This window comes from Qipengyuania sp. JB2-7, assembly GCF_055693485.1.
Window position 1 is genome coordinate 2,931,919 of sequence record NZ_CM146335.1, and the last position, 25,608, is coordinate 2,957,526.

The 25,608-nt window shown below is 56.9% G+C and carries 20 protein-coding genes and 5 pseudogenes; 4 read left to right on the forward strand and 21 right to left on the reverse strand.

The features are described 5' to 3' along the window. Nucleotides 1–40: 40 nt before the first annotated feature. The 3 genes and pseudogenes from argF to ACZ1GM_RS14785 all read right to left on the reverse strand — a co-directional run bounded on the left by argF (nucleotide 41) and on the right by ACZ1GM_RS14785 (nucleotide 3,082). Nucleotides 41–974: pseudogene (gene argF / locus ACZ1GM_RS14775) on the reverse strand (ornithine carbamoyltransferase). A gap of 15 nt (nucleotides 975–989) precedes the next feature. Then, a pseudogene (locus ACZ1GM_RS14780) lies at nucleotides 990–2,181 on the reverse strand (acetylornithine transaminase). Nucleotides 2,182–2,326: 145 nt separating this feature from the next. Beyond that, nucleotides 2,327–3,082, reverse strand: a complete 756-nt coding sequence (locus tag ACZ1GM_RS14785; protein WP_472677125.1) for a cold-shock protein — start codon at nucleotides 3,080–3,082, stop codon at nucleotides 2,327–2,329. A 270-nt stretch (nucleotides 3,083–3,352) separates the two neighbouring features. On the opposite strand from ACZ1GM_RS14785, the gene ACZ1GM_RS14790 reads away from it, so the two are divergent. The 4 genes and pseudogenes from ACZ1GM_RS14790 (at nucleotide 3,353) to ACZ1GM_RS14805 (ending at nucleotide 6,758) form a co-directional block, all read left to right on the forward strand. Beyond that, on the forward strand, nucleotides 3,353–3,799 hold the full coding sequence (locus ACZ1GM_RS14790) for a protein tyrosine phosphatase family protein (protein WP_472677126.1): 447 nt from the start codon (nucleotides 3,353–3,355) through the stop codon (nucleotides 3,797–3,799). A 1-nt stretch (nucleotide 3,800) separates the two neighbouring features. Beyond that, entirely contained in the window at nucleotides 3,801–4,217 is a 417-nt protein-coding gene (locus tag ACZ1GM_RS14795) for a hypothetical protein (RefSeq protein ID WP_472677127.1), read from the forward strand. Further along, a complete protein-coding gene (locus ACZ1GM_RS14800) occupies nucleotides 4,210–5,133 on the forward strand; it encodes a sterol desaturase family protein (protein WP_472677128.1) in 924 nt (307 codons plus the stop codon). The genes ACZ1GM_RS14795 and ACZ1GM_RS14800 overlap by 8 nt, the downstream gene beginning before the upstream one ends. A gap of 33 nt (nucleotides 5,134–5,166) precedes the next feature. Beyond that, nucleotides 5,167–6,758, forward strand: a pseudogene (locus ACZ1GM_RS14805) (GMC family oxidoreductase). 383 nt (nucleotides 6,759–7,141) lie between these two features. Here ACZ1GM_RS14805 and ACZ1GM_RS14810 read toward each other — a convergent pair. The 18 genes and pseudogenes from ACZ1GM_RS14810 to hisN form a co-directional block, all read right to left on the reverse strand. Beyond that, nucleotides 7,142–9,520, reverse strand: coding sequence for a TonB-dependent receptor (locus ACZ1GM_RS14810; RefSeq protein ID WP_472677129.1), 2,379 nt, complete (start codon nucleotides 9,518–9,520; stop codon nucleotides 7,142–7,144). A gap of 329 nt (nucleotides 9,521–9,849) precedes the next feature. After that, complete coding sequence (locus ACZ1GM_RS14815) at nucleotides 9,850–11,181, reverse strand: ammonium transporter (RefSeq protein ID WP_472677130.1); 1,332 nt, start codon at nucleotides 11,179–11,181, stop codon at nucleotides 9,850–9,852. Nucleotides 11,182–11,198: 17 nt separating this feature from the next. Beyond that, nucleotides 11,199–11,539 (reverse strand): annotated as a pseudogene (locus tag ACZ1GM_RS14820) (P-II family nitrogen regulator). A gap of 159 nt (nucleotides 11,540–11,698) precedes the next feature. After that, entirely contained in the window at nucleotides 11,699–12,397 is a 699-nt protein-coding gene (locus ACZ1GM_RS14825; protein WP_472677131.1) for an endonuclease/exonuclease/phosphatase family protein, read from the reverse strand. A 6-nt stretch (nucleotides 12,398–12,403) separates the two neighbouring features. After that, nucleotides 12,404–12,976: a pyridoxamine 5'-phosphate oxidase family protein gene (locus tag ACZ1GM_RS14830; protein WP_472677132.1), complete on the reverse strand. Its 573-nt coding sequence runs from the start codon at nucleotides 12,974–12,976 to the stop codon at nucleotides 12,404–12,406. A gap of 31 nt (nucleotides 12,977–13,007) precedes the next feature. Beyond that, nucleotides 13,008–13,877 (reverse strand): alpha/beta fold hydrolase, encoded by an 870-nt coding sequence (locus ACZ1GM_RS14835; RefSeq protein WP_472677133.1) that lies wholly within the window; start codon nucleotides 13,875–13,877, stop codon nucleotides 13,008–13,010. A gap of 37 nt (nucleotides 13,878–13,914) precedes the next feature. Beyond that, on the reverse strand, nucleotides 13,915–15,435 hold the full coding sequence (locus tag ACZ1GM_RS14840) for a peptide chain release factor 3 (protein WP_472677134.1): 1,521 nt from the start codon (nucleotides 15,433–15,435) through the stop codon (nucleotides 13,915–13,917). Between the two features lie 21 nt (nucleotides 15,436–15,456). Then, nucleotides 15,457–17,848, reverse strand: a pseudogene (gene pheT / locus ACZ1GM_RS14845) (phenylalanine--tRNA ligase subunit beta). Then, on the reverse strand, nucleotides 17,845–18,945 hold the full coding sequence (pheS, locus tag ACZ1GM_RS14850; protein WP_472677135.1) for a phenylalanine--tRNA ligase subunit alpha: 1,101 nt from the start codon (nucleotides 18,943–18,945) through the stop codon (nucleotides 17,845–17,847). The pseudogene pheT and the gene pheS overlap by 4 nt, the downstream one beginning before the upstream one ends. Before the next feature lie 100 nt (nucleotides 18,946–19,045). After that, nucleotides 19,046–19,930, reverse strand: a complete 885-nt coding sequence (locus ACZ1GM_RS14855; protein ID WP_472677136.1) for a helix-turn-helix domain-containing protein — start codon at nucleotides 19,928–19,930, stop codon at nucleotides 19,046–19,048. 230 nt (nucleotides 19,931–20,160) lie between these two features. Further along, on the reverse strand, nucleotides 20,161–20,520 hold the full coding sequence (rplT, locus tag ACZ1GM_RS14860; RefSeq protein ID WP_472677137.1) for a 50S ribosomal protein L20: 360 nt from the start codon (nucleotides 20,518–20,520) through the stop codon (nucleotides 20,161–20,163). Nucleotides 20,521–20,636: 116 nt separating this feature from the next. Continuing rightward, nucleotides 20,637–20,840, reverse strand: a complete 204-nt coding sequence (gene rpmI, locus ACZ1GM_RS14865; RefSeq protein ID WP_472677138.1) for a 50S ribosomal protein L35 — start codon at nucleotides 20,838–20,840, stop codon at nucleotides 20,637–20,639. Between the two features lie 148 nt (nucleotides 20,841–20,988). Further along, nucleotides 20,989–22,173 (reverse strand): transporter, encoded by a 1,185-nt coding sequence (locus ACZ1GM_RS14870; protein ID WP_472677139.1) that lies wholly within the window; start codon nucleotides 22,171–22,173, stop codon nucleotides 20,989–20,991. Between the two features lie 252 nt (nucleotides 22,174–22,425). Then, nucleotides 22,426–22,932 (reverse strand): hypothetical protein, encoded by a 507-nt coding sequence (locus ACZ1GM_RS14875; protein ID WP_472677140.1) that lies wholly within the window; start codon nucleotides 22,930–22,932, stop codon nucleotides 22,426–22,428. A gap of 2 nt (nucleotides 22,933–22,934) precedes the next feature. After that, entirely contained in the window at nucleotides 22,935–23,654 is a 720-nt protein-coding gene (locus tag ACZ1GM_RS14880; RefSeq protein WP_472677141.1) for a C39 family peptidase, read from the reverse strand. Nucleotides 23,655–23,656: 2 nt separating this feature from the next. Then, nucleotides 23,657–24,013, reverse strand: a complete 357-nt coding sequence (locus ACZ1GM_RS14885) for a hypothetical protein (protein WP_472677142.1) — start codon at nucleotides 24,011–24,013, stop codon at nucleotides 23,657–23,659. Nucleotides 24,014–24,110: 97 nt separating this feature from the next. Then, complete coding sequence (locus ACZ1GM_RS14890) at nucleotides 24,111–24,593, reverse strand: hypothetical protein (RefSeq protein ID WP_472677143.1); 483 nt, start codon at nucleotides 24,591–24,593, stop codon at nucleotides 24,111–24,113. Nucleotides 24,594–24,745: 152 nt separating this feature from the next. Further along, nucleotides 24,746–25,528 carry a histidinol-phosphatase gene (gene hisN, locus ACZ1GM_RS14895; protein ID WP_472677144.1) on the reverse strand — a complete coding sequence of 261 codons (783 nt, stop codon included), beginning with the start codon at nucleotides 25,526–25,528 and terminating at the stop codon, nucleotides 24,746–24,748. Between the last annotated feature and the right edge of the window lie 80 nt (nucleotides 25,529–25,608).

Consider the following 25,608-nt stretch of genomic DNA (forward strand, 5'->3'; position numbering starts at 1 on the left):
ACCCATCATATGGTGAGCATAATTGCGATCCACCAGAGGGCTAGCTGGTGAGTCGATCAAAACACCAAAGCAACACAGATTTTTGCGCATGAATGCGGTTTTCCGCTTCATCGAAGACAACGGATTGCGCGCCTTCAAACACCTCTTCGCTTACCTCATCACCCACGTGAGCAGGTAGGCAATGTAAGAAAAGCGCATCCGGTTTCGCCTGTCCCATAAGGGCGGCATTGACCTGAGTACGGTGCCATCGCTGCCAGCTTTGCCTCCGCATGTTTCTGCCCCATGGAAACCCAAGTATCCGTGACGATCACATCGGCGCCATTCGCGGCGGTCATAGGGTCCTGTGTAAGCGTAACGTGCGAACCAGCCGCACGGGCCAGATCGAGAAATTCGCTGTTTGGCTCATATCCCACCGGCGTGGCAATGCGGACATTGAACTTCATCAATGCCGCCGCCTCAAGGATGGAATGCAGAACATTATTGCCGTCGCCGAACCAAGCGACTTCTAAGCCCGGCAACGCTTTGCGATGTTCAATTACCGTCAACAGATCTGCGACGATCTGGCATGGATGTGACCGGTCTGTAAGCCCATTGATCACCGGCACACTGGCATAGCGGGCCAGCTCCTGCGCCTTTGCATGATCGTCCGTACGGATCATGATACAGTCGACCATCCGGCTGAGCACGCGCGCGGTATCGGCAATCGTTTCGCCGCGCCCCAGCTGGCTCGTGGCGGTGTCGAGGATAAGAGTGCTACCACCCAATTGCCGCATCGCGATGTCGAAGCTGACGCGCGTTCGCGTTGAGTTCTTCTCGAAAATCATGCCGAGGACACAACCAGCGAGCGGTGCATCTGCATCCGTCTTGCCTTTGGGCCAGCCTTTTCGGGCGGCCTTGCGATCCTGTGCATCATTGATCATAGCAGCAATTGCATTGCCGCCCGCATCGGACAAATCGAGAAAATGAGGCATCATTCCATCCTTTAAGGATTACCCGGCAGGCACCTCAAAACTGGCCGCGCCAGCTGAAAGCTTGTCAAAAAACTCATCGATTTCGGCATCGCCAATAACCAATGGCGGCAGCAGCCGGAGAGTTTGGTCACCAGCCGCCACCGTCAGCAAATTGTGATTGTCGCGCAGATGGACAAAGAACGGTACGGCTTTCCACTTTCATACGAATGCCCAGCATCAGGCCTTTACCGCGGACAAAGTCGAAAAGTTCGGGATAGTTCCCAATGAACTGTTCCAGCCGCGCGCGAATGCGATCGCTCTTCTCGGTAACCTCGGCAAGAAAAGCATCGTTCGCAACAGCGTCCATCACCGCATTGCCTGCAGCCATGGCCAGCGGATTTCCGCCATAGGTCGATCCGTGCGTGCCAAAACCCATGCCTCTTGCCGCTTTCTCGGTTGCCAAGCACGCACCCAGCGGGAAGCCGCCGCCAATACCCTTTGCGCTGGCCATGATGTCCGGCTCAACGCCATAATGCTCGTACGCATAGAGTTTGCCCGTGCGCGCAACGCCGCATTGCACCTCGTCAAACACCAACATCAGATCATGCTCGTCGCACAACGCACGCAGGCCTTGGATAAACTCATCAGAGGCGGGGCGAATTCCGCCCTCGCCCTGAATGGGTTCGACCAAAAAGCCTGCTGTCTTGTCGCTCATAAGTGCCTTCGCGCTCTCTAGGTCGTCAAATTCGGCATATTGGAAGCCAGGCAATAGCGGATGAAAACCGGTATGCATTTTCGACTGGTTCGAGGCGCTGATCGTGGCCATTGTCCGGCCATGAAATGCGTTGGTAAAGGTGATCAGCTCCGTACGATTGGCATCGCCATCGGCATGCTGATGATAAGCGCGCGCCGCCTTGATTGCTGCCTCTACCGCTTCCGCTCCTGAATTGGTGAAAAACACCGTGTCCGCGAAAGTATGGTCCACGAGCCGCTGTGCGAGCTCCTCCCCCTGAGGGCTGCCATATAGGTTGGAGACATGCATCAGCGTGTCTGCCTGCTTCTGGATCGCGCCGATCAGGCCCGCATGGCTATGGCCGAGCAGGTTAACAGCAATTCCACTGGCAAAATCGAGATAACGCGTGCCATCTTCGTCAATCAGGTGGCAATGATCCCCTTTGACCGGACGGACCCCGCAACGGGGATAAACGGGCATAAGCGGTGTAATGGTCATTATTCCTCCGAAACGATATCTGTTCGATCTATTTCTTATCGCCACCAAAGACAAATGGCGGCCCCTTGAGGGAACCGCCATTCGGTTTGTTCGGCTGGCTTATGCTCTCTTTCGCGCCCGGTCAAACAGGACCGAAAAAGAGAGCTCATTCCGGTGCTGGAACGAGATTAACCGCCGAATATTTGCCGCGTCGATCAACTTCAAGATCGAACTCAAAGCGCTCGCCTTCGTTAATGCCGGAAAGTCCGGAACGCTCAACTGCACTAATGTGAACAAATGCGTCTGGCTGACCATCTTCGCGGGTCAGGAAGCCGAAGCCCTTCGTCCCGTTAAAGAATTTAACAGTTCCGACGGCCTTCTCACCGGTAAGTTCACGCTTTGGCGCGCCCCCACCGGACTGAACGGCTATCACTTCGCCAACGACTTGCAGGTCTTGCGCGGACACCTTGCCGCCACGATCAACCAGATTGAACTCAAGCTCTTGTCCTTCAGCTAGCCCTTCCAGACCAGCGCGCTCAACCGCGCTTATATGGACAAAAATGTCTTCGCCGCCAGTTTCCTGCTGGATGAAGCCGAAACCTTTTTGGCCATTGAAGAATTTCACCGTGCCTTTGCCAGTGCCAACAACCTGTGCGGGCATGCGGTTGAAGCCACCGCCGCCTCCGCCGCCGCTGCCAGCACCGCCGCCTGGGCCACGACCGCCGCCACCGCCGCGGAAGCCACCACCACGATCATCGTTAAAACCACCGCGATCTCCACCGAAGCCGCCGCGCCGATCATCACCAAAACCACCAGCAGGAGGTGCAAATCCGTCTGGTGGGCCGCCAAATGGATCGTAGCTATCTTCACCAAATCCATCGCGCTTATCCCGGCCCTTACGACGGCCTCTATCGTAACCCATAACTAAAATCGTATCCCAATTCGCGCACCCCAATAGTCCACTAGATACGTGCCGGGACGGGGAGCGATCAGTAACCGGCGCGCGGCAAAAGGAGAATCGCTTAGGGTATCCTCCGTCCGCCAAGACAGCATCATACCGCAAATCACTGGATATGCGAATGATTTACTGTTCCGGGGCCTTTTATAATTCAATTGTGACACTTTGACGCGGATGTAGCATCGATTATGTCATGCTCCAGCACACGTCATCAGAACCAAAGGTTGTCGCATCATGAGCGATTTTCGCACGCTTTCGCAGTCCGTTTTTGCCAGCCCGCAAATCTCAGTCAGCGAGATCGCGGAAGCCAAGGCGCTGGGCGTAACAACAATCGTAAATAACCGCCCAGATGGCGAAGAACCCGGCCAGCCGGAAGGCGACGAGATCGCCGCTGCAGCTAAGGCCGAGGGCCTGACATACATCGCGATTCCGGTAACATCGGCTGGCTTTAGCGAGCCGCAGGTCGACGCAATGGTCAGCGCCTTGAAAGAAGCGGACGGCAAAGTTCTCGCTTTCTGCCGCTCCGGAACACGCTCCACATTACTGTGGTCACTGGCGCAAGCCAGTTCCGGGGACGACCCCAATGCAATCGCCCAGGCGGCAATGGTTGCTGGTTACGACGTATCTCCAATCCGCCCAGCCATGGATATGTTTGCGGCCCGCACCCGCAACCAAAGCTGAGATGGACCTACCACCCGCTCTTCTGCAATTTGCCGCCTCGCTAATCGCGATATTTGTATTGGCAGCGATCGTCTGGAAGCTGGGGTTAGGGTCGGCGCCAAAGCTGGTCAGTGAGGCTGACGTGCAGCGCGCAGCAGATGAGGTGGTCGCGGGGTTCGAGCCGACAGAAATTGCCATGGACCGCGACGGTGCGGGTGCTCTGGCGCAAGATGCATCTGGGCGCATCCTCATCCTGCGACGCCATGGGTCGCATTTCGCCGGGCGCGAGCTGGACGGTCGAGCCAGCAGCACCATCGTCGATGGCAGATTGACGGTCACGAGCGGACAGACGCAATTTGGTGCGGCCTCGCTGGACATCGCCAAGGCAGCGCGTTGGGCGGATGCGATTGAGCAACTGAGTCGGTGCGGCGATGCCTGACTTCTCACCCACTGATTATGCAGTGCCGCTGTTTGTCGCCGCCGTCATGGCCGAGATCATCTGGTCATGGCGCAAACGACCCGATGCCTATGAAGCGAAAGATACTCTCGTCAGTCTGGCATTCGGATTAGGCAGCACCGTTGCCGGCGTCGCCTTTGGCGGGTTTGCTGTGCTCGTCTTTTTCGAAACTTACGAATACCGGCTCTTCACCATCGGCTGGGAATGGTGGGCCTGGCCGCTGTGTTTCATTCTTGATGACCTGAAGTATTACTGGGTGCACCGGGCCGGACATCGCATTCGCTGGATGTGGGCGAGCCATGTGAACCACCACTCCAGCCAACACTACAACCTCTCAACAGCTCTGCGACAAAGCTGGACCGGGGCCTTTACATTCGGCCTGCTTTTCGCATTGCCGCTGGTTCTGCTCGGTTTTCATCCGATCATGATCGCCATTTGCGGTGGATTTAACCTCATCTACCAATTCTGGATTCACACCGAGGCGATCAACAAGATGCCGCGCTGGTTCGAGGCGGTGATGAACACGCCCAGCCATCACCGCGTCCACCATGCGACCAACCCCCGTTATCTTGATCGGAACTATGCGGGCGTTTTTATCACTTGGGACAAGTTGTTCGGCACGTTCGAGGCGGAGAACGACAGTGAGAAAATCCACTATGGCATTATCAAGCAACTGGGCAGCTTCAACCTGCTGTGGGCCGTCTTTCACGAATGGATCGGAATGCTCACCGACATTTGGCGCGCACCGTGGCGGTACAAACTGTCCTATCTGCTGCGCGAGCCGGGCTGGACTCACGATGGCAGCCGGGAGACAAGCGACACGATCCGGGTCCGCTGGCTTGCTCGGCAATCTCCGGATCCCGACGATAAGCTTGCGAGCAAACAAAAGGCTGCCTAACGTTTCCGTAAAGGAGAGGTCATGGCAGATTCGATGGACGAGTTCGACGTCATCGTTATTGGCGGGGGTAGCGCCGGAAGCGCTGTTAGCGGTACCGGTTGGCGCAAGCCGGGAAAAGCGTTTGTTTGCTTGAGGCTGGCGACCGGAATGACAATCTGCTGGTCAAAACGCCTGGCTTCATGCCGTTCCTGCTGAAGAACACCAATTATCGCTATGATACAGTCCCGCAAAAGGGGCTGAATGGCCGGATTGGGTATCAGCCGCGCGGCAAGGGCCTGGGCGGTTCAAGCGCGATCAATGCCATGGTCTATATTCGCGGCAATCGCTGGGACTATGACAATTGGGCCAAACTCGGCTGCGATGGCTGGGCCTATGATGATGTGCTCCCTTATTTCAAACGGGCAGAAAACAATGTGCGCGGGGGCGGCGAGTATCATGGCGACGATGGCCCCTTGCATGTTTCTGACCAGAAGTGGGCCAATGTGGGCAGTCATGCTTTTGTTGAGGCGGCAGCGCAGCTGCAATTGCCGCGCAACAATGACTTTAACGGGGATGAGCAGGCCGGATTCGGCCTCTATCAAGTGACGCAGAAGAAAGGTGAGCGGTGGTCAGCGTCGCGTGCCTATGTTGAGCCGCTACGCGGCAATAAGAACCTCGACACACGCATTGGTGTGACGGTTCAGCAGATCGAGATTGACCCTGATACAAAGCGAGCCACCGGGGTGACATACTCAGTGGGCGGCAAGCGCCGTACCGTCCGCGCGCGTGGCGGGGTGGTGTTGTCAGCGGGCGCTTTCAATTCTCCTCAGATCCTGATGCTGTCCGGCATTGGTTCAGCCAAGCATCTTGATGAACATGGCATCAGCGTGCAGCGCGATTGCGACGCAGTCGGTTCCGACCTTCAGGATCATATCGACTATGTGTCGAGCTGGGAAACCGATAGCAAAGAGTTCGTTGGCGACAGCCTTGCGGGTACAGCGCGCATGGCCAAGGCGATTATTGAGCACCGTCGCAAGCGCACCGGGATTATGACCACGCCTTATGCTGAGGCGGGCGGATTCTGGACAGTCATTGACGGCGCACCCGCGCCCGACATCCAGTGGCACTTTGTCCCCGCGATGCTGGAGGATCATGGACGCGAAAAAGTGAAAGGCCATGGCTTTTCATTGCATGCCTGCGTGCTGCGCCCTGAAAGTCGGGGAACCGTGCGGTTAGCTGATCGCGACGCCCGCAGCGCGCCGGTGATTGATCCGAAATTCCTTGATGATGATCGCGACATTGCTGTCTTACGCGAAGGCATCCGTCTGTCGCATCGTATCGCCGCGTCGCCAGCGCTAGCGATCTATGAACCTAAAGATCGTTACCCCATTGATCTCGACGATGACGCTCAGCTTGACGAGTTGATCCGCAACCGCGCGGACACAGTCTATCACCCGGTCGGCACCTGTCGAATGGGCGCGGATGATGACAGCGTCGTTGATCCCAAACTCAAGGTGCGCGGGATTGAGGGGCTATGGGTTGCCGATGCCTCCATCATGCCGCGACTCGTATCGGGCAACACCAACGCGCCGAGCATTATGATTGGCGAACGCTGCGCGGATTTTGTGAGCGATGCTCTGGCATAATGCTCTGACTTTTAGGGCGTCCTTGCAGACGCGGGGCATTATGATCGGCAAGCGCTGCGCGGATTTTGTGAGCGATGCTCTGGCATAATGCTCTGACTTTTAGGGCGTCCTTGCAGACGCGGGGCATTATGATCGGCGAGCGCTGCGCGGATTTTGTGAGTGATGCTCTGGCATAATGCTCTGACTTTTAGGGCGTCCTTGCAGACGCGGGGCATTATGATCGGCGAGCGACTAGTGAGCCGCAAGGGCGACCGCCCGTCCGTAGGAGCGAAGCGACGCAGGAAAGCCTAAGTGAGCCGACGCGAACGCCGGCGGTTGAGGCCAAATCAAAAAGGGGCAGGAGCAAACGCCCCGGCCCCTTTTCGCTCTGCTGACCTTTCCGATCAGAAGTCTTTGCGAACCGTCACACCGAATGTGCGCGGCGTATTTGTACGGAAGCCAAGACGCGCCCGACCGCCACGTTCGCGGTCAAAGCTCAACAACGCATTCTCATCAAACACATTGTTGAGATAGAACACGACCGTCACGCCTTGCTCAAAATCAACGCCGGCCGACAGGTTGACGATATTGTATGATGGCAGCTCCAAATCAACTGTGGTCGCGGCGTCGGCTGGTGCGCCGTTGAACGGCAGGCCATGCACAAATGTGCGCGGGTTATCTTCCTGGTCCGCTGGCTGCGTAAATCGGCTCCCCACATGAGAGAAGCTGGCCGAGATATAGGCATCAGCTTCGTCAGTTAGCGGCCATTCGTAACTACCTGTGGCAGAGAACTGAAATTCCGGCACAGATGGCAGACGGTTGCCCTCACGAATACCCGTCGCCGTGGTCAGCGCGCCGGGCAGGGTCGTATCGAACTCCGCCTCGATGAAGCTGCCAGAGAAGACAAGGTCGAGGCCTGGAGCAGGAGACACACCTATTTCTGCCTCAATCCCCAGAGTGTGCGCTTCCTCCACGTTAAAGACGATCCGCGAAGAACAGCTTCCGGCATCCAGAGTAACCTGAAGATCGTTGATGTCATTATAGAAGCCCGCGACGTTGGCGTAAAAGCCATTCCCTTGCGCCTTGGCACCAATCTCATAGTTCCACAGTGTCTCGTCATCATAGTCCTGGAAACCGCCAAACAGCGCCAAGTCCTCGGCGTTGCAGAGCGGCACGTTTAGCGGGTCATTGACCCCGCCGAGACGGAAGCCTTTTGACGCCTGCGCATTCAGCGTGACCGCATCCGACACATCATAGCTGAGCAGGATTCGCGGGCTGACCCCGTCAGAACTTGTCTCATCAACTTGCCCGGTATCACCATTGGCAAACAGACCGCCGGTGGTGATCGTACGTGTTTCTTCAAAGTCGTAATACCGCGCGCCCAGCGTCACGTCGAAACGGTCATTAAAGGCGTAGGTCGCCTCGCCAAAAACAGCGATCTGCTCGATATTGTAAGGCAGGTCAGAGTTGAATGGCGAGTCAGCCGGGAAGCCATTCGCAACCGCCGCAGAGGTTCCTGCACCCAGAACTGCATCGGTCGCGGCGTCATAACCCGGTGTGGGCAGGCGTTGGCGATAGAAACGGTCCGTATCCGAATAGAACCCGCCAATCACCCATTGGAACGGCCCGTCTGTATTCGAGGACAGCCGCAATTCCTGCGTCAGCGACTCAAGATCGGTCGTGTCCCGCAGATTGGAGGGCAGCGATACGTCTTGTGCCGCAAAACCCAGATCGACCGACACCGATCCAGTCAGTGCGCTGGCATCGCGGCTGACCAGAATATCGCGACTGGTGAATGAACTGACGGAGGTCACCGTCACCAGGCCAAGCTCCGCCTCCACGACGAGATCGGCGATCAGCGTCTCGTCTTCAAACGCCTCTTCCAATAACAGATACTGCTCACGCTCATCGAAGGTGAACGGATTGGTCTGAAACTCATTGGCAAACAGATTGAAGATTTCCTGACGGTTGAATCCATCGGCTTCGATCTTCTGATAAATCACCCTCGGCGTGATCGAGAACCCTTCGCCATTGTCGATCTTCACTGCCAGTCGGCCACCATAGCGTTCACCACCATTGACGTCTTCGCCGCCGCCGGGTCCGAACGCGTCAATGAAGCCAGCATATTTAGTGTAGTAGCCAACAACGCGCGCTGCGACTGTATCATCAAGCGGGACGTTGACCGCCCCTTTCAAGTGCCAGCCAGCGTCATCGCCATCGACCTGATTGACGTTGGCCTCAATTGTACCCTCAACCGCATCAGTCGTCGGCTGATTGGTGATATAGCGTAAGGTACCGCCGACAGAGCCGGAGCCAAACAGCGTCCCTTGAGGACCGCGTAATGTCTCCACGCGGTTCAAATCGAACAAGTCGAGATCGGGCGTAAACAGCGACAACGAGATCACGGACTCGTCGAGATAGACGCCGACCTGCTCCTTCACACCCGGTTGGTCACGAACCACCTGCCCGGCGGACACACCGCGGACAGATACCTGACTTTGGCCAGGCCCGAGGTTCTGGATCGAAAGACCAGCGACATTGCGCGACAAGTCCTCAAGAGTAACCGCACCGGAACGCTGAATATCTTCCTGTGTCTGCGCGTTAATTGAAAAGGGAACATCCTGGATTGTGGAATCGCGTTTCGTCGCGGTCACGACGATGACATTGCCGCTCGCATTCTCGGTCTCAGCGTCGGGGGCTTCCTGCGCGAAAACGGGTGTCGCGATAAGTGCAAGCGCACTACCGGCGAGAAAACGAGCACGAATGGGGGCTGATGGTCGCATAACTCTCTCCATAAAATCAGCACTTTAACTCAGCGCTGAAGTAGAAGTGTGAGTCTTTTTACAAATACTGACAATAGTATGTGCAGTATTGTGCAACACAATTCCGCCAAGCTGTGGCGGCACTACAACAACATGTTAACGCAATAAAAGCGGGCCAGAGCGCTATGCTCTGGCCCGATAGTCTTATGTTCGCAGGAGGAACATTGGTAGGCGGGGACGCCTAGGAGAGGAGAGAGAGAAGTACGGCCCCGCCAAACTTGAGATTAGTGGTTGATCGCATCGCGGACAGGAAAAACCAGTTCCAACTTTCCCGCGATGCTCCCTGATGATCAGTTGTAGGCGCGCTCCCCGTGTTCGGAGATGTCGAGCCCGTCGACTTCGGCTTCTTCATCAACCCTCAGGCCAATGATGGCTTTGACAATCATTGCCGCAACGAACGTGCCGATAGCTGCCCATGCGATAGTCACGAGAACGCCGAAGGTCTGAATCCAGAGCTGTGCGCCGACACCTGTCGAGCCATCACCCGGACCGCCAATGAAAGGCTGATAGACAATGGCCGTTCCAATCGCGCCAACGATGCCGCCAATGCCGTGGATGCCGAAGGCATCGAGGCTGTCATCATAGCCGAACTTGGCTTTAACTTTGGCGACAAAGAAGTAGCAGACGATTGACGAAGCAATGCCCAAAAGGATCGCGCCGAATGGCCCGCTATTGCCAGCCGCAGGTGTTACCGCGACGAGACCAGCAATAATGCCCGAGCAGAAGCCCAGCGCGCTGCCCTTGTGACCGGCCATCTTCTCAATAACCATCCAGGTCAGAGCACCTGCAGCAGTCGCTACGAACGTGTTAATCATAGCGAGACCTGCCGAGCCATCTGCCTCCAGAGCAGAGCCTGCGTTAAAGCCGAACCAGCCAACCCAGAGAAGGCCCGTGCCGATCATGGTCATGACCATGGAGTGGGGTGGCATTGGCTCATTCGGATAGCCGCGACGCTTGCCCAGCAGGTAAGCGAGGACTAGGCCCGAAACACCGGCATTGATGTGCACAACAGTGCCGCCAGCGAAATCAAGCGCGCCATCCTCAAACAGCAGACCGCCACCGGCCCAAACCATGTGAGCAATAGGGAAATAGACGATTGTCAGCCAAATTGGCACGAATGCCATCACAGCCGCAAATTTCATCCGTTCGGCGGTCGCACCCAAAATCAGCGCTGCGGTAATAGCCGCAAATGTCATCTGGAAACTGATGAAGACATATTTGCTAATCACTTCGTCAGTGAATGTCGCCGCCGTGCTGCTGGCATCGGTGCCCGCGAGGAAATAGCTTCCGCCGCTGATAAACAGGCCAAGGGTACCTTCATATGTTGTATCGCCGAAAGCGAGCGAGTAACCCCACATCACCCAGATTAGCATAGCGAGACACGCGGTCGCGCCGATCTGGGTCATGGTGGAAAGCATGTTCTTTGAACGAGTCAACCCGCCATAGAATAGTGCAAGGCCTGGCAAGATCATCAGCAGCACCAAGACGGTAGCGGTCATCATCCAGGCATTATTGCCCGGATTAGGAACGGCTGCTGCAGCTTCCTGAGCCACCGCCGCCGTGCTGGCGAACAAAGTAAATCCGAGAGCCGTGGCACCCGAAACGAGTTTCGATAGTTTCATGTGTTGTGCCCCCTTCATCACAGCGCAGTGTCGCCGGTTTCACCCGTGCGGATTCGCGTCGCGCTGGCGAGATCTAGAACGAAAATCTTGCCGTCACCGATGGCATCAGTGCTGGCGGTGGTCTGGATAGTTTCGACCACTTGCGGCGCAAGATCATCAGCAGCGGCAATCTCCAGCTTCACTTTTGGAAGCATATTGGTGGAGTATTCCGCACCGCGATAAATCTCTGCCTGGCCCTTTTGACGGTACCGAAACCTTTAACTTCTGAAACGGTCATGCCCGCGACGCCGATGGCGCCGAGCGCCTCGCGTACTTCGTCGAGCTTGAACGGCTTGATGACGGCGATGATGTATTTCACGCTGCTGAAGCCCCCTTAATTGGCACACCGGGCCCGTTCCCGGCTCCGCATATGCAGCAAGCCCCGTGCCAAACACGATATACGCGGAAATACGGGTAACAATCGGCCCTCAGCTAGGGCTTTGGAAAGAGTTTTGCTGATTATTTGAGCACTTGCCTATTATTTAGGCATTGAAAGAGCTGCCCAGATCGGCAGGTGGTCCGATGCCACGGTAGCGAGTGCGGTATGATGCACGGTTGTTCGCTCAACCTGCCAATCCGAGCTGGCGACTATCCGGTCAAGCTGAGCGATTGGCATGCGTGAAGGATATGACCGCCCCGGCGTGAGGATTTGCCAGTCAGGGCCAAATTCACGCATTGCGCCGGTAGCAACACCCCATTGATTGAAGTCACCCAATATTACGCTCGGCATAGTATCCCGTCCACCTGGCACTCGCTTCAGGACAGCTCGGATTTGATCCCGACGCCGGAGGCCGGACAAATCCAGATGCACGCCCAGTACACGGAAGACAGCATTCCCTTTTTGCAGCATCGCCGAGACAGCCCCACGGGGCTCTAGCGTTGGCAGATCAAGTGGCTCAGCCTCCAGCACGTCGATGCCACGTCGAATCAACAGCGCGTTGCCGTGCCAACCCAAGCTGCGCGCTCGCTTTGCAACTGGAGCCGCGTGCCACGGCGTGTCATCCAGCGCCGCTCGCGGGATCACGCTCGCCCGCGTACCAAAGCGTTGATCCGCCTCCTGCAGAGCGATTATGTCAGCATCAATTTCTCGCAGCACCGCCAGAATGCGGTCGGGATCACGCTTACGATCCAGCCCGATCGCCTTGTGAATATTGTAACTGACAAACTTCAGCCGCACCGGGTGTTATTCGCCTGCGAAAAACCGGTCCGGCGGCGTGACAGGCAGCCCATCAATACTTGTGTTGCGGCCTCTCTGTTTTGCAACCCATTCTTCGGGGTCGGATTGCGCATGCGCCTTTTTGAGCGTCCTTCGCTCATCCTCAAACGCCATAAACGGCACGCCCCAACCGCAGCTGGTCTGGACACTCTCGACCGCGATGTCGAAGATCTGTCGCGTACCGGGCAACAGATCGAAATGTGCTGAAAGGTCATCCCATTTGGCATCGCCCGGCAGCACCGGAACCCCACGCCCATAAATGCGCAGGGTCAGCGCAGGTCGGTCAAAATTACACACCATGATCGTGATACGTCCGCCTTTCTCATGGTCATCAGCCACAAGATGAGCGTGCGTTTCATTGCCTGATCCTGCGAGATCCAGATAAGCCACACGGTCGGGTGCGATCACGCGAAACGCGTCATAGCCTTTCGGGCTGAGATTGATGCGCGCATCTGGTGCGGACGTCGCGACGAAAAAGACCGGCTGCTTATCGAGCATCGCGATGTGTTTCTCATTCAAGGTGTCGAAAAACTCAGCCATAACGTTTGCTCCTTCTACGTATCGGTCGCGCTCAGAGAAAATCCCTCAGCGTTGCCATAAACCGGTCGAACTGGTCGTGATGCAGCCAGTGCCCGGCCTTTTCAAACTCGATCACCCTAGCATTGTTGAAATGTGCGATCCGGCCATCCTTCTCCGGGTTCGACGCCCAGCTGTCCGCGCCATAGAGCAACAAAGTCGGTGCCGTAATTGCGCCCCATGTTTGTTGCAGGAACTCATCAGCAATATCCTCGACACCCCAGACATTAAGGTGCGGGTCGAACTTCCATGTGTACGTACCATCCTCATTCCGGTTCACCCCGTGGATGGTCAGGTGCCGCGCCTGCTCCTCTGTCAGATAACTGTTTTCCTCAATCATCCGCGCAAAGGCGGCTTCAATAGTGTCATATTTTCGTGGCGTTCGCCCAGAAGCCTTGCGCTTCTTCTCAATCCATTCCGCCATGCGTTCCGGGTAAGACGTTTGGCGCTGCTTCGCCTGCCATTCCGGGCTTGGCCCGAGCCCCTCAATCGCCACGATCTTGCTGACCATGTCGGGGAACATTCCTGCATACCGCAGCGCGACGTTGCCGCCCATGGAATGGCTGACAATGGTAACCGGCCCTACGCCCAGCTGATGCACCATCTGCGCCAGATCATAGACCATATCGTTAGAGTTATAATTGCCGTCAGACACCCAATCGCTGTCGCCATGCCCGCGGTGATCCATCGCGACAACATGCCAGTCTTCGCGCAATTGCTGCGCCACCCAATCCCAGCTGCGCGCGTGATCGCGCCCGCCATGTACCAGAACCAGCGGGGATTTCCCACGATTGCCCCAATCGAGATAATTGAGCTTCAGCCGTTGGGAGATAAAGGTTTGCGAAGTTGGGCCAGCACCGTTCATGCAGCTGCTTTGCGACAGCCGGCCAGGCGATGCAACCTTACCTTTCCTTAGTCGCGGAGAAGGCAAGGCCAGGATGCTTCTCCTGCTGGTAATTCACGTCCCACGGGCTCTTGGCCATAAACACCAGATCGCCATCGCGGTCGCGGGCCAGGTTGGCTCGGTTGAACTCCTCAAACGGCTTCATCGCTTCGTCCGCCCCACTGACCCAGCGTGCCGTGGCAAACGGGGCCGCCTCCAGCTTCGCCTCTACCTTGTATTCCGCCGAAAGCCGCGAAATCAGCACTTCGAGCTGAAGCTGGCCAACTACGCCGACGATCCATTGCGCGCCAATCTCTGGATAGAATACCTGGATCACGCCCTCTTCCGACAAGTCGTCGAGCGCTTTGCGCAGCTGCTTCGTCTTGGTTGGATCGACCAGCACGACACGCCGCAGAATCTCTGGTGCAAAGTTAGGCAGGCCAGTGAAACGAATACTGTTTTTCTCGCTCAGCGTATCCCCGACCCGCAATGTGCCATGGTTGGGAATGCCGATGATGTCACCAGCCTCAGCGGTATCAGCAATCTCGCGATCCTGCGCAAAAAACAGAATGGGCGAGTGGATCGCGATAGGCTTGCCAAGGCCCGAGGGCGTCAACTTCATACCGCGTTTAAAGGTGCCTGAAACCTGCCGCATAAAGGCAATACGGTCGCGGTGATTGGGGTCCATATTGGCCTGAACCTTGAAAATGAAGCCGGTGACTTCATCATGTGTCGGCGCGATGTGCTCTTCGCCCGCTGGTTGCGGACGCGGCGGCGGCGCAAATTTTGCAATCGCCTCAATCAATTCGGTCACACCGAAATTCTTGAGCGCAGAACCGAAATAGACAGGTGTCAGATCACCATTGCGATAGGCATCGAGGTCGAACTCAGGATAGCCGATCTGGGCCAGCTCAATTTCCTCGGCGAACATCTCCGGGATTGCAGGGTCGCAATCGCGCGTGCCGGTGAACTCCTTGGACGGACCTTCTGGCCGCGCGACGCATCCGCTGGCAAAATCGAGTACGCCCTCAAACTGTCCACCCATCCCAACCGGGTAGGCTTGCGGGCTGACATCGAGGGCGAGCATATCGGCTATCTCGTCAAGCAGCTCGAATACTGGGCGACCCTCGCGGTCGACCTTGTTAACGAAGGTGATGATCGGCACGCTGCGCAACCGACACACCTCAAATAGTTTGCGCGTTTGCGGCTCAATACCTTTGGCCGCGTCAATCACCATAATCGCAGAATCGACCGCAGTGAGCGTGCGGTAAGTGTCTTCGGAAAAGTCCTCGTGCCCTGGAGTATCAAGCAGGTTGAACGTCACGCCTTCACGCTCAAACGTCATCACGCTAGACGTAACGGAGATTCCGCGTTGCTGCTCAATCTTCATCCAGTCGGATCGGGCGCGCCGCGCTTGTCCGCGCGCCTTGACCTCACCTGCCAAGTGGATTGCGCCGCCGGTCAGCAGCAGCTTTTCCGTCAGCGTGGTCTTACCTGCATCAGGGTGAGAAATAATTGCGAAAGTTCGGCGGTTGGACATGGATGATCGCACTGCGTCGGCTTAGCCGCGCAGTTCCGCCCCCTGCTTTGCCGCGCTAGCAACAATTGCATCGGAGATCGCCTTGATCTCCTCGTCGGTGAAGCTCTTCTCGCCCGGTTGCAGCGTGACCTCGACAGCGATGGATTTTTTGCCCTCTGCCACGCCTTGCCCCGCGAACACATCAAACACGCGCGCATCCACGATGTTCTTTTTGTCCGCACCCTTAATCGCGCGCAGAAGGTCGCCCGCCGCGAGTTCAGTCGGAACAAGGAAGGCGAAATCGCGGGTTATCGCTTGCAAAGCAGGCGGCGTATAACGCCCACGCGCAAAACTTGCCGCGCCCTTCTTAGCCGGGATCGCATCGAGATGAATCTCTGCAGCGACAACAGGGCCATCAACATCAAACGCCTTCAGAGTGGCGGGGTGCACCGCACCAAAGCGCGCCAGAACATTCTTTGGACCTAGCCTCAGTGTCGCGGACTGACCCGGATGAAATTGCGCCCCGGCATCTCCCATCACCATCAGCTTTTCAACCGGCGCGCCAGCCGCTTTTAGCAGCGTTTCGACCTGCGCCTTGGCATCAAAGGCATCGAAATGAGTCGCTTTGCCAGATGTCCAGCCACGCTGAGTACGTTCTCCAGCGAGGACAATTCCCAACGTAGGCTTCTCATCGCTCGCGCCGTCTTTTCCGCGGAAATAGCGACGGCCAATTTCGAAGACCCGGCTGTAGGACGCACCGCGATCCGCGTTGCGTTTGGCCGCAGACAACAGACCCGGAAGCATTGAAGGACGCATTGCCTTCATGTCCTCGCTGATGGGGTTGTCGAGCACCCATAGCTCAGCGCCATCGGAAAAATGCTCTGCCTGATCGGTCGGAAGGAACGACCATGTGATTGCCTCATCCAGCCCGCCAGCGGATGCCGCACGGCGCAGTTTGCGCTCCAGCACTTGCTCTGGCGAGGCGGTGGGTTTGGCAACGCCCTCTGCACGCGGCAGAGCGACGCTTTCAACCTTATCGAGGCCGTGAATGCGTACAACTTCCTCGACCAGATCAGCAGGACCTTCAATGTCGTGGCGCCGCAATGGGCAGGTTACGTTCCAGCTGGCATCAACCGCAAAATCGAGACCTTCCAGAATGCGCTTTTGCTCATCGGCGGGAATCTCGACACCGCCCAATCGCGCAGTGAGGCCTGTGTCGAAGACAATCACTTTCGGATCGCTTGGCGGAGAGCCTGCACGCACGACTTCGCTGGCCGTACCGCCACCAAGCTCGACGATCATTCCGGTCAGCAGGTCCAGTCCATCGTCAAGAAACGCCGGATCAACACCGCGTTCAAATCGCGTGCGGGCATCGGAAGCAAGGCCGAGCTTGCGCCCGGTCACCCCGATGCGGGGTGGGTCAAAATAGGCAATTTCGAGCAAAACGTCTGTGGTATCATCCGAACAGCCGGAGTGCTCGCCGCCCATAATTCCGGCAATGTCATGCACGCCCGCATCATCGGCGATCACGGTCATGCTGTCATCAAGCGTGTACATCTTCTCATTGAGCGCGACGACCTGCTCACCATTGGACGCGCGCCGCGCGACCACGGCACCGGTCAGCTTTGCAAGATCATAAGCGTGCGCGGGGCGGCCATAGGCCAGCATCACATAATTGGTGAGGTCGACGATCAGCGAGATTGGCTTTTGGCCTGCGCTTTTTAGACGCTGTTGCAGCCAGTCCGGCGATGGGCCGTTTTTGACGCCTTTAACGACGCGACCATAAAATGCCGGGCAACCTTCCGGGTCATCAGTGCGGATTTCAATTGGGCACGCGCCGCTCTCCTCGAAGCTTGGAATGGCTGCAGGCTTGAGTGTGCCCAAACCCGCTGCGGCCAAATCGCGTGCAATGCCATAAACGCCCATACAGTCCGAGTCGGTTGGGCGTGATCGCGACATCAATGATGGGCGATGAGCCATGATAATCGGCAAAGCTATGGCCGACGCTCGCATCATCAGGCAGCTCAATAATCCCGTCATGATCCTCGCCAAGATCAAGCTCGCTGACCGAACACATCATGCCGTTGGACTCGACGCCGCGAATGGCGCTCTTGCGCAATTGCATGCCGTTTGATGGGACGACCGCACCGGGCAGACCAAGAACACCTTTCATCCCGGCACGCGCGTTGGGCGCACCGCACACGACCTGCAAAGGCTCACCCTCGCCTGTATCGACCGTCAGCACTTGCAGCTTGTCTGCATCGGGGTGCTTCTTCGCGGTCAGAACCTCGGCCACAGTGAAGCCAGCGAGCGTTTCCGCCGGGTCCTCGACCCCTTCAACCTCGAGGCCGATCGCGTTCAGCGTATCTGTGATTTCAGAAAGGCTCGCATCCGTTTCGAGGTGGTCTTTCAGCCACGTTGTGGAGAACTTCATGAGCGCGCTCCCACACCAGCGGAAAGGGTCGGCTGATCGAACGGGCTAAACCCATAATGCGACAGCCAGCGCCGGTCTCCGTCGAAGAAAGCACGCAAGTCGTCCATCCCGTATTTCAGCATTGCGAGGCGATCGACGCCCAAACCCCAGGCAAAACCTTGCCATTCGCTTGGGTCCAGCCCCGCAAACTCCAGCACGCGGGCATTGACCATGCCGCTGCCGAGCAACTCCATCCAGTCATGGCCATCGTCGTCACCATGGCCGCCAACGACCCAGCGTCCACCTTCTTTGGAATAGCCGACATCGACCTCAACCGATGGCTCGGTGAACGGGAAGTAAGACGGGCGTAGGCGGAGCACGATGTCATCACGCTCAAAGAATGCCTTGAGGAAAGTCTCCAGCGTCCATTTCAAATGGCCGAGATGGATACCCTTATCAATCACCAGCCCCTCAACCTGATGGAACATCGGCGTGTGCGTTGCATCGCTATCGCTGCGATAGACACGGCCCGGTGCGATGATGCGGATCGGCGCGCCTTGCTTCGCCATGGACCGGATTTGCACCGGCGAGGTGTGAGTCCTGAGCAGCATCTTGTTGCCGTCAGCATCCTGATCGGGGAAATAGAATGTGTCGTGCATAGCGCGCGCGGGATGGCTTTCATCCATATTGAGCGCGGTGAAATTGTGCCAATCGTCCTCGATTTCCGGCCCAGTCGCGACCGCGAAACCCAGATCGGCAAAAATCTCGGCGAGCTCGTCCATAACCTGGCTCACCGGGTGCACACTGCCCGCCGCAGCGGCTGGCGCAGGCAGCGTCAGGTCCAGCGTTTCAGAGGCCAGGCGTGCTTCAAGCTCAGCAGCCTCGAGCACATCTTTCCGCGCCGTCAACGCATCAGCCACGCTGGCGCGCAGCCGCTGAATCTTCGGCCCTTCGGTTTGACGCTCTTCAGGTGTCATCTTGCCCAGCGTCTTGAGCAAAGCCGAAATCGAACCTTGCTTGCCCAAAAACTCAACCCGCAGGCTCTCAAGCGCCGCGGCGCCATCAGCCGCTTCGATCCGCGCAAGTGCGTCACCTTCAAGGGTCGTAAGGTCAGTCATGATCGGTGTCTTTTTTGATAAGTTTCTCTTTGAGCAATGCCCCTAGCGGCACAGGATCAGTTGCCCAAGCCCGCAAATGCACTTTTTCGCCCCGGGGGTGCTACGCCTCTGGAACGTGCAAGACCTGCACTGCTGCCTCCATCCGCCCCCGCATCGCCGCCATCAAAATGGGGTGATCAAGCTGAGCATATTGGCGCGGCGTCATGGTCATAAACCGCTTGAAATCACGAACGAAATGCGCCTGATCGTGATACTGGTTGTCCAGCGCGTCGATCCAGGTCATGGATGGGTCGAGCATATATTTTGCCAGGCTGCGCAGGAAACGTTGGCGGCGTAGCAGCAATTGCGGTGAAAACCCGAAGACCTCTTTGCTAAAGCGCTGCAAAGTCCTTTGCCCAATTCCGGCAGCCTTTGCGAGGTCTGCAGCCGACGCGATTTGCTCAGAAACCAGCGCCTGATGGATAGTCGTAATTCGCGCCTCATTGTGGACCGGGTGATGCAAAAGCCCACGGAATGTATAAATCAACGCCCTAACTTCGCTATCGCGGTCGCCGTCGGCCTCTTTGAGCAATTGCGGTAGCTTGCCGAGCATGTGAGGCAACGCCATCTCAGCGCCATTGTGTACACTGTCGACATAGTCACCCGCAGGCAGACCGACAAACTTGGTCCAACCTAAAGGCAGCAAGCCTATACCCCAGGATCGGCCATCAGCGACCTGAAATCGGGTCGAGAGACTGGTCGGGCCGGACACTGCAAAATTCGGAATGGGTGAAAGTTCTGCGGTACCAATTGCGGCGCACCATCCGTCGCCAAATGATCCGATCCGCAAATTGGCCCATTCCGGATGCAGCCAATCTTCAACCGGACCATCCGCGCCCGCATTGGCGTCTAAGGAATAAAAGGTGGTGATGTAGGGCGCAAGATCAGGTGGCGGCATAACGAAGCGCACCCGCACATTTGCCCCCATTGATCCTGTTGCCTGCATGATCCAACCTCGAATAGCGATAACGGTGCGCCGAGTTCTGGCGCGCGCATCAGATGTAAACTGCTCTAGCGCCGATCATTTTTCAGACACAAGCAAAGCGTAGACCACGTCTCTCAGCAAGACATCCGGCAAACGAACCGCTTCTCTGACAGCCCAAACAAAAAGGGCGACCCAATGGCCGCCCTTCTTTTCAAACTAGCAATGTGTTCCGCCAATTAGCTTGGCCTAGCTTAGCCTGGAAGGGCATCTTTTGCTTGTTTGATGATGGTCGCGAAAGCAGCACTCTCGTTCATCGCGAGATCCGCCATCACCTTACGATCCAGCTCAATACCGGCGAGCTTTACGCCGTGCATGAACTGCGAATAGGTGAGACCTTCTGCGCGGACGGCAGCGTTAATCCGCTGAATCCACAATGCGCGGAAGTTACGCTTCTTAACTTTGCGATCACGATACGCGTACTGGCCGGCCTTTTCGACAGCCTGACGCGCGATGCGAATCGTGTTCTTGCGACGACCGCGATAGCCCTTGGCTTGATCGAGTAGACGCTTGTGCTTCTGGCGTGTGGTGACGCCGCGTTTAATGCGAGGCATGTTTTTATCCTTCTAGAATTCTGTGCCAGCCCGCGCCCTCCACCCTTCCACCCGGATTGTCCCCCGGTAGGCTCCGGGTGGAAGGGTGGAGGGCGCGGGCGGCCCGGCAAATCATATCAACTGAGCCCGTAAGGTGCCCATTTTTTCACGGTCTTGCTGTCAGCTTCGGAAAGGACAGTCGTGCCGCGGTTCTGGCGGATATACTTCGCATTGTGGCTGATCAGACGGTGGCGCTTACCAGCAACACCGTGCTTAACCTTGCCAGTGGCGGTGATTTTGAAGCGTTTCTTCACACCGCTTTTGGTCTTCAACTTGGGCATTTTTATCTCCTTTGATCAGAGACACATTGGACCAGCCCTGGCAGCCCTTGTCGCCAGGCCGGACTCGCAAACTGTGTCGTGAAGGGCGCGCAATTACTCTCGTCGTGCAAAAATGCAAGCGTTTTCGCATGGTGGCCAAGGCTATTTCCTAGAGCACAAATGGTATCCGCAGGATCATCCGCATATCGGTCGCGTCGTCGGTCAATCCGGCCTCAATGCCGAAATTGACGCTGGTGCGCTTGTCGATCTTGTACGTGCCGCCAAGCAGCAGCCGCCCGACTTGCAGATCACGCGACTTTTGCGTCACCGACTCTGCGTCTTCAACCAGCGCCCGTGTGGTGGTTTCCGTACCGAAACCCCAGCTATGCGCATAACCAAAATTGAGAGACAGGCGCGGATTAAGCGCCAAACCTACACCTGCGCTGAACCCGATTGAATCGCCCGGATCGACCCGCTGGATCTCCACGGGAGGAATGGTGGCGCTGACGTCACTCGCGAAGTTCTTCGTATAGCTGATGCTACCGAAGACGACGCCTGGGTCGCTAGGTACAATGGCCGTTACGCTAGGCGTCAGGCTCCAGAAGCCCGAACCCGTAGCGGCTTCACTTGCCTCACCAAATTGGTTACGATTGACTTCAAAAGGACCCTTTCCGGTTGGAATGGTCGCCTGCAATCCGCCAATTACATAAGGGCCAAAGCCGCGGGGGGCGTGCAATTGCTTGCGCACCGACACTTCGAGATCGCCAATTCCATAGCCGTTGGCGCTGTTGTCGACTTCGCGTGTTTCTCCGTCTGCACCCGGTCCCGCGACGGGCGTGAGGATCGAGGTGTCACCACGCGCAATCATCGGCACATCAACGCCGATCTCAATGTCGTTCGTCAGGCCATATTGCAGGCCAACTTTCTGCGTGAACACATCCTGACGGCTCTCGTTGATATCGAACACGCCGATCAACACCGATTCAACCACTTCAACGCCGCGGAATAGTGCACGGTTACGGTCTGCGCGGGCATAGCTCCATTCAACCTCGCCCGACAGCTTACCCTTTTTGGTGATGGCGCTGCCCTGGCGACCTAGCGCAGCAACCTCTGGCTGGCGGTCCTGATCCTCTGGTGCGACACCAACGGCGCCCTGCGGCTCTGAGGAGTCCTGCTGCGCAGGTGATGTCACAGGCTGCGATGCACGTGCGACACGCTCAGGAGCTCCCTGAGGAGCAACGGGCGGCGGTGATGACGCCGTGACGTCATCGCCAATATCGCCCTCGTTAAGCTGCGCCGTTAACATTGGCTCTTCACCAAGCGCGGTTGCCAAACGCCCTTCCAGTGCCTCCAATTGTGCCTGCTGTGCCTGAAGCGCGCGAGATCTGCTGTGCTACCGAAGCCCGCTGTATCGCGACCTCGGCGCGCAATTGTTCAAGCTCGCTGTGATCGCCGGCCTCTTGCGCAGATGCCGCTGACGCAAAAAGAGGCGGCGCCACGAGAAACGCGGCGCCCATGAAAGCCCAAAATACCTGCAATGCTTTGCGCATTGTATGCCACCCGTCTGGTCTCCGGTTGTGGGTAGTCCTAAAGAAGGAAAAATCCCTTAAAAACCGAAGCTTGCTGTCTCCTTAGCAAGTGCGCCCAGAGTGGGGATAAGCGATCCAATTGACCCGACTTCCATGTTCGACAAGTCCAGATCAATCGTGGTCATTGTCGAAATGCTGCGGTCATTGGCGGTGTTGGTGATGACGCTGCCCGTTGCACGGCCAGCGAGGTGAGAAACTTGTGTTCCTGGAACCTCTATGGTTACACGGCTACCTGTATTGTCGCTTTCGGATTGTACCGAAACGCCCTGAGACACTTGCTCAATCGATACAACAGGTCCGCCTTCGACCAGCGTATAAGAAGATCGTAAAACGAGCTCCCCATCAATGCTGGTTTCCTGGATGATGGCCATGTCCAGCTCAATACCGCCGGGAAGAGTAAAGCCGCCGCGCTCTTGTGCCAATGCGGTTTCATCCATCGCCGCGACATCACCAAAAGGCGATTGCGCGGCAACAGGTGCAGCCACAAAAGCGAAAAACGCAACAAGAAGACGTACAATTTTCATCTTCAAAACTCTCCGTAGCCCGGCGCAGTAAGAGTCAGCACTTGCTGACTTACTGGCTGGAACATGCCATGGTCCGGTCCAAAAGCTGCGACGCGGCCCCATTGCGCGTCCGCATTAAAACCATAACCGTTAATATTTGCTCCGCCTGTCACGACAAAATAGACGCCGTTCCAGGTTTCCTCGAATTCATCGCGATCCATCCGGCGCAATCCCAGTGCGGGATCTCCGACCAGAACGAACCCGTCTTCAACGCCCTTCACCACGACGAAGTGGCGGTATCCGTCGGGCGCGATCAATGCGATTCCGGGCACTTCTGCCTCACGCACCTGATCGAGCGTGACCTGAAAGCCGTTCGCCTCAATCCCGCGCGCGCCCAGATATCGCTTCATGTCAAGTAGCGAGAAACCAAGCCGCTGGATCGCATCCTGGTCGCCGTCGCGCCACATACCTTCGAAAACCTGCGCCTCGCCGCGATCCTGACCGTAGTGATACGTCAGCAGGGTTGCGAGGGCTGCCGAGCCACAGCTGAAATCGAACTGCTGCCGAACAACTGTGTCGTACCGGGTCTCCACCAGGCTACGCGGGGCAGTATCAAGCGCAAAACCGCCCTCATGCCCTGCGAGCTGGAACCGGTTGTCATCAACCGGAACTGACGCGCATGCGGGCAGGAGCAGAGCCCCTGCCGCAGCGATTGCCAGTTTAGAGATACCCCGTGACGCCATTCTTACTCGCCGGGCAGCGCGATGTTCACCTGGATAGAGGCGTTGATCGCAACGTTGTTGCCCGTGTTTGCGTTGAGGATCGTCATGCCGTTCATATTGCGGAACGCATTGTCCCGCAGCACGATTGTACCGGTGTTCGAATTATCGCCCACGCTGTTGCTTTCAACCGAGTTGCTCTGATCAGCGTTGTTCAGCTGAGTAAGGTCTTCACGGCCAGCAATCTTGGCGAGTTTACCTTCGCTCACTGGCTTGGCTGTCGCAAAAACAGCCGACTTTTCAGCTGGTTTCGCCTCTCCAGCCAGTGCTGGCGTTGCAACAGCGGCGCAAGCGATAGCGAATGCCATAGATAGTTTGGTCATTGCTTGTCTCCCTAGAAACAAAAGCGGAAACATTGGCAGATCAGGTTGCCCGCACCCGCAAAACAGGGAACGAGTGCGGGCTATCTGAAAAAGCCGCTTAGTTGCCGCCGAAGCCGTCGCCAGACACAGCGATAGTCACGCTAGCGTTCTGCGAAGCGCCTACGCCTGTGTTCTGGTTGAGAGCATTGTTGCCCGCATAGTTGCGGAACGCGTTGCCCGAGTTGCTGAGGCGATTTACGACCCGCGCACCTTCAGCAAGACCGCTATAGTCTACGTCAACGCCGGTTACGACGTTGGACAAAGCCGATTCAGCGACAACCGCGGCGCCGTTGAAGTTGAACTGCTTGTTTGAGCCGACACCCTGGTTGATGTTGTCAGAGTTGTCGTCAAAGCTGTCTTCAAACATGTAATCACGGTTATCGTCGAAGCTATCCTCGATCACATAATCGCGATTGTCGTCAAAGCTATCTTCGATAACGACCGAATCGGCGCCTTCTACGGCAGCTGCATCGACATTCTGCGCATATGCAGTTGTGCCCGTTGCAAGAGCTGCGACCGCAGCAAGAGTTGCGTATTTCATATTCCCGTCTCCTTGGGTGTGCCCCGACCAATCATGGCCTTCGCATGCCGTGCTTTTACGCAGGGGAGTTCTTACGAATGGGAAACCAACGCAGTTAAGGAGAGGTTATTTTTGGTGTGTTTTTGGCGGTTTTCTGCCGATTTTACATCATTTCATGGATTCATAGCTTCGAGAATATCCTCGAGCCGCGCTGGCTCACCCATCGCCAGAACACTACCGTCACTATCGGCATCCAACGGATTGCCCTGCCAATCGCTCATCATGCCACCTGCGCCCTCGACCACAGGCACCAGCGCAGCATAGTCATACAGCTTAAGGCCACTTTCGATCACAAGGTCGATGTGGCCAGAGGCGAGCAACGCGTAGTTATAGCAATCACCACCATAGACGGGGAACGGGTTGTTTGGGTACGCCTTCGCGACCACACGCAGATACGCATCGGCCTCCTCTTCAGAGAAACAATGCGGGCTGGTGGTCGCCACTGATGCACCCTCAAGCGCTCTGCAGCGCCGTGTCGAGACGGGATCGCCGTTAAGGGTGGTTCCATGGCCGATAACGCCAACCCAACGCTCTTTGAGAATTGGCTGGTCGATCACACCCATGACGGGCCAGCCATCCTGCATCAGCGCGATAAGCGTGCCAAAGATCGGTCGGCCTGCGACAAAGCTTTGTGTGCCATCAATCGGATCGAGCACCCACTTGCGACCAGCGCCCTCATTATGGGTGCCGTATTCCTCACCAATAATGCCATCATCAGGCCTTTCCGCCTCAATAAGCGCGCGCATTGCAGCTTCCGCAGCGCGATCAGCCTCCGTCACAGCGGAATGATCTTCTTTGCTTTCCGCTTTCCAATCACCGCGAAATAATGGACGGATTGCGGCACCAGCGGCATCGGCCAATCGGTTCGCAAATTCCCGGTCGCGCGATGAAATCATAACAATATCCTATGGTTGCTGGGAGTATTCGCACGGCGACGTTTCGCCAGACAAGAAAGTTCCAGTTGTACAAAATCGTC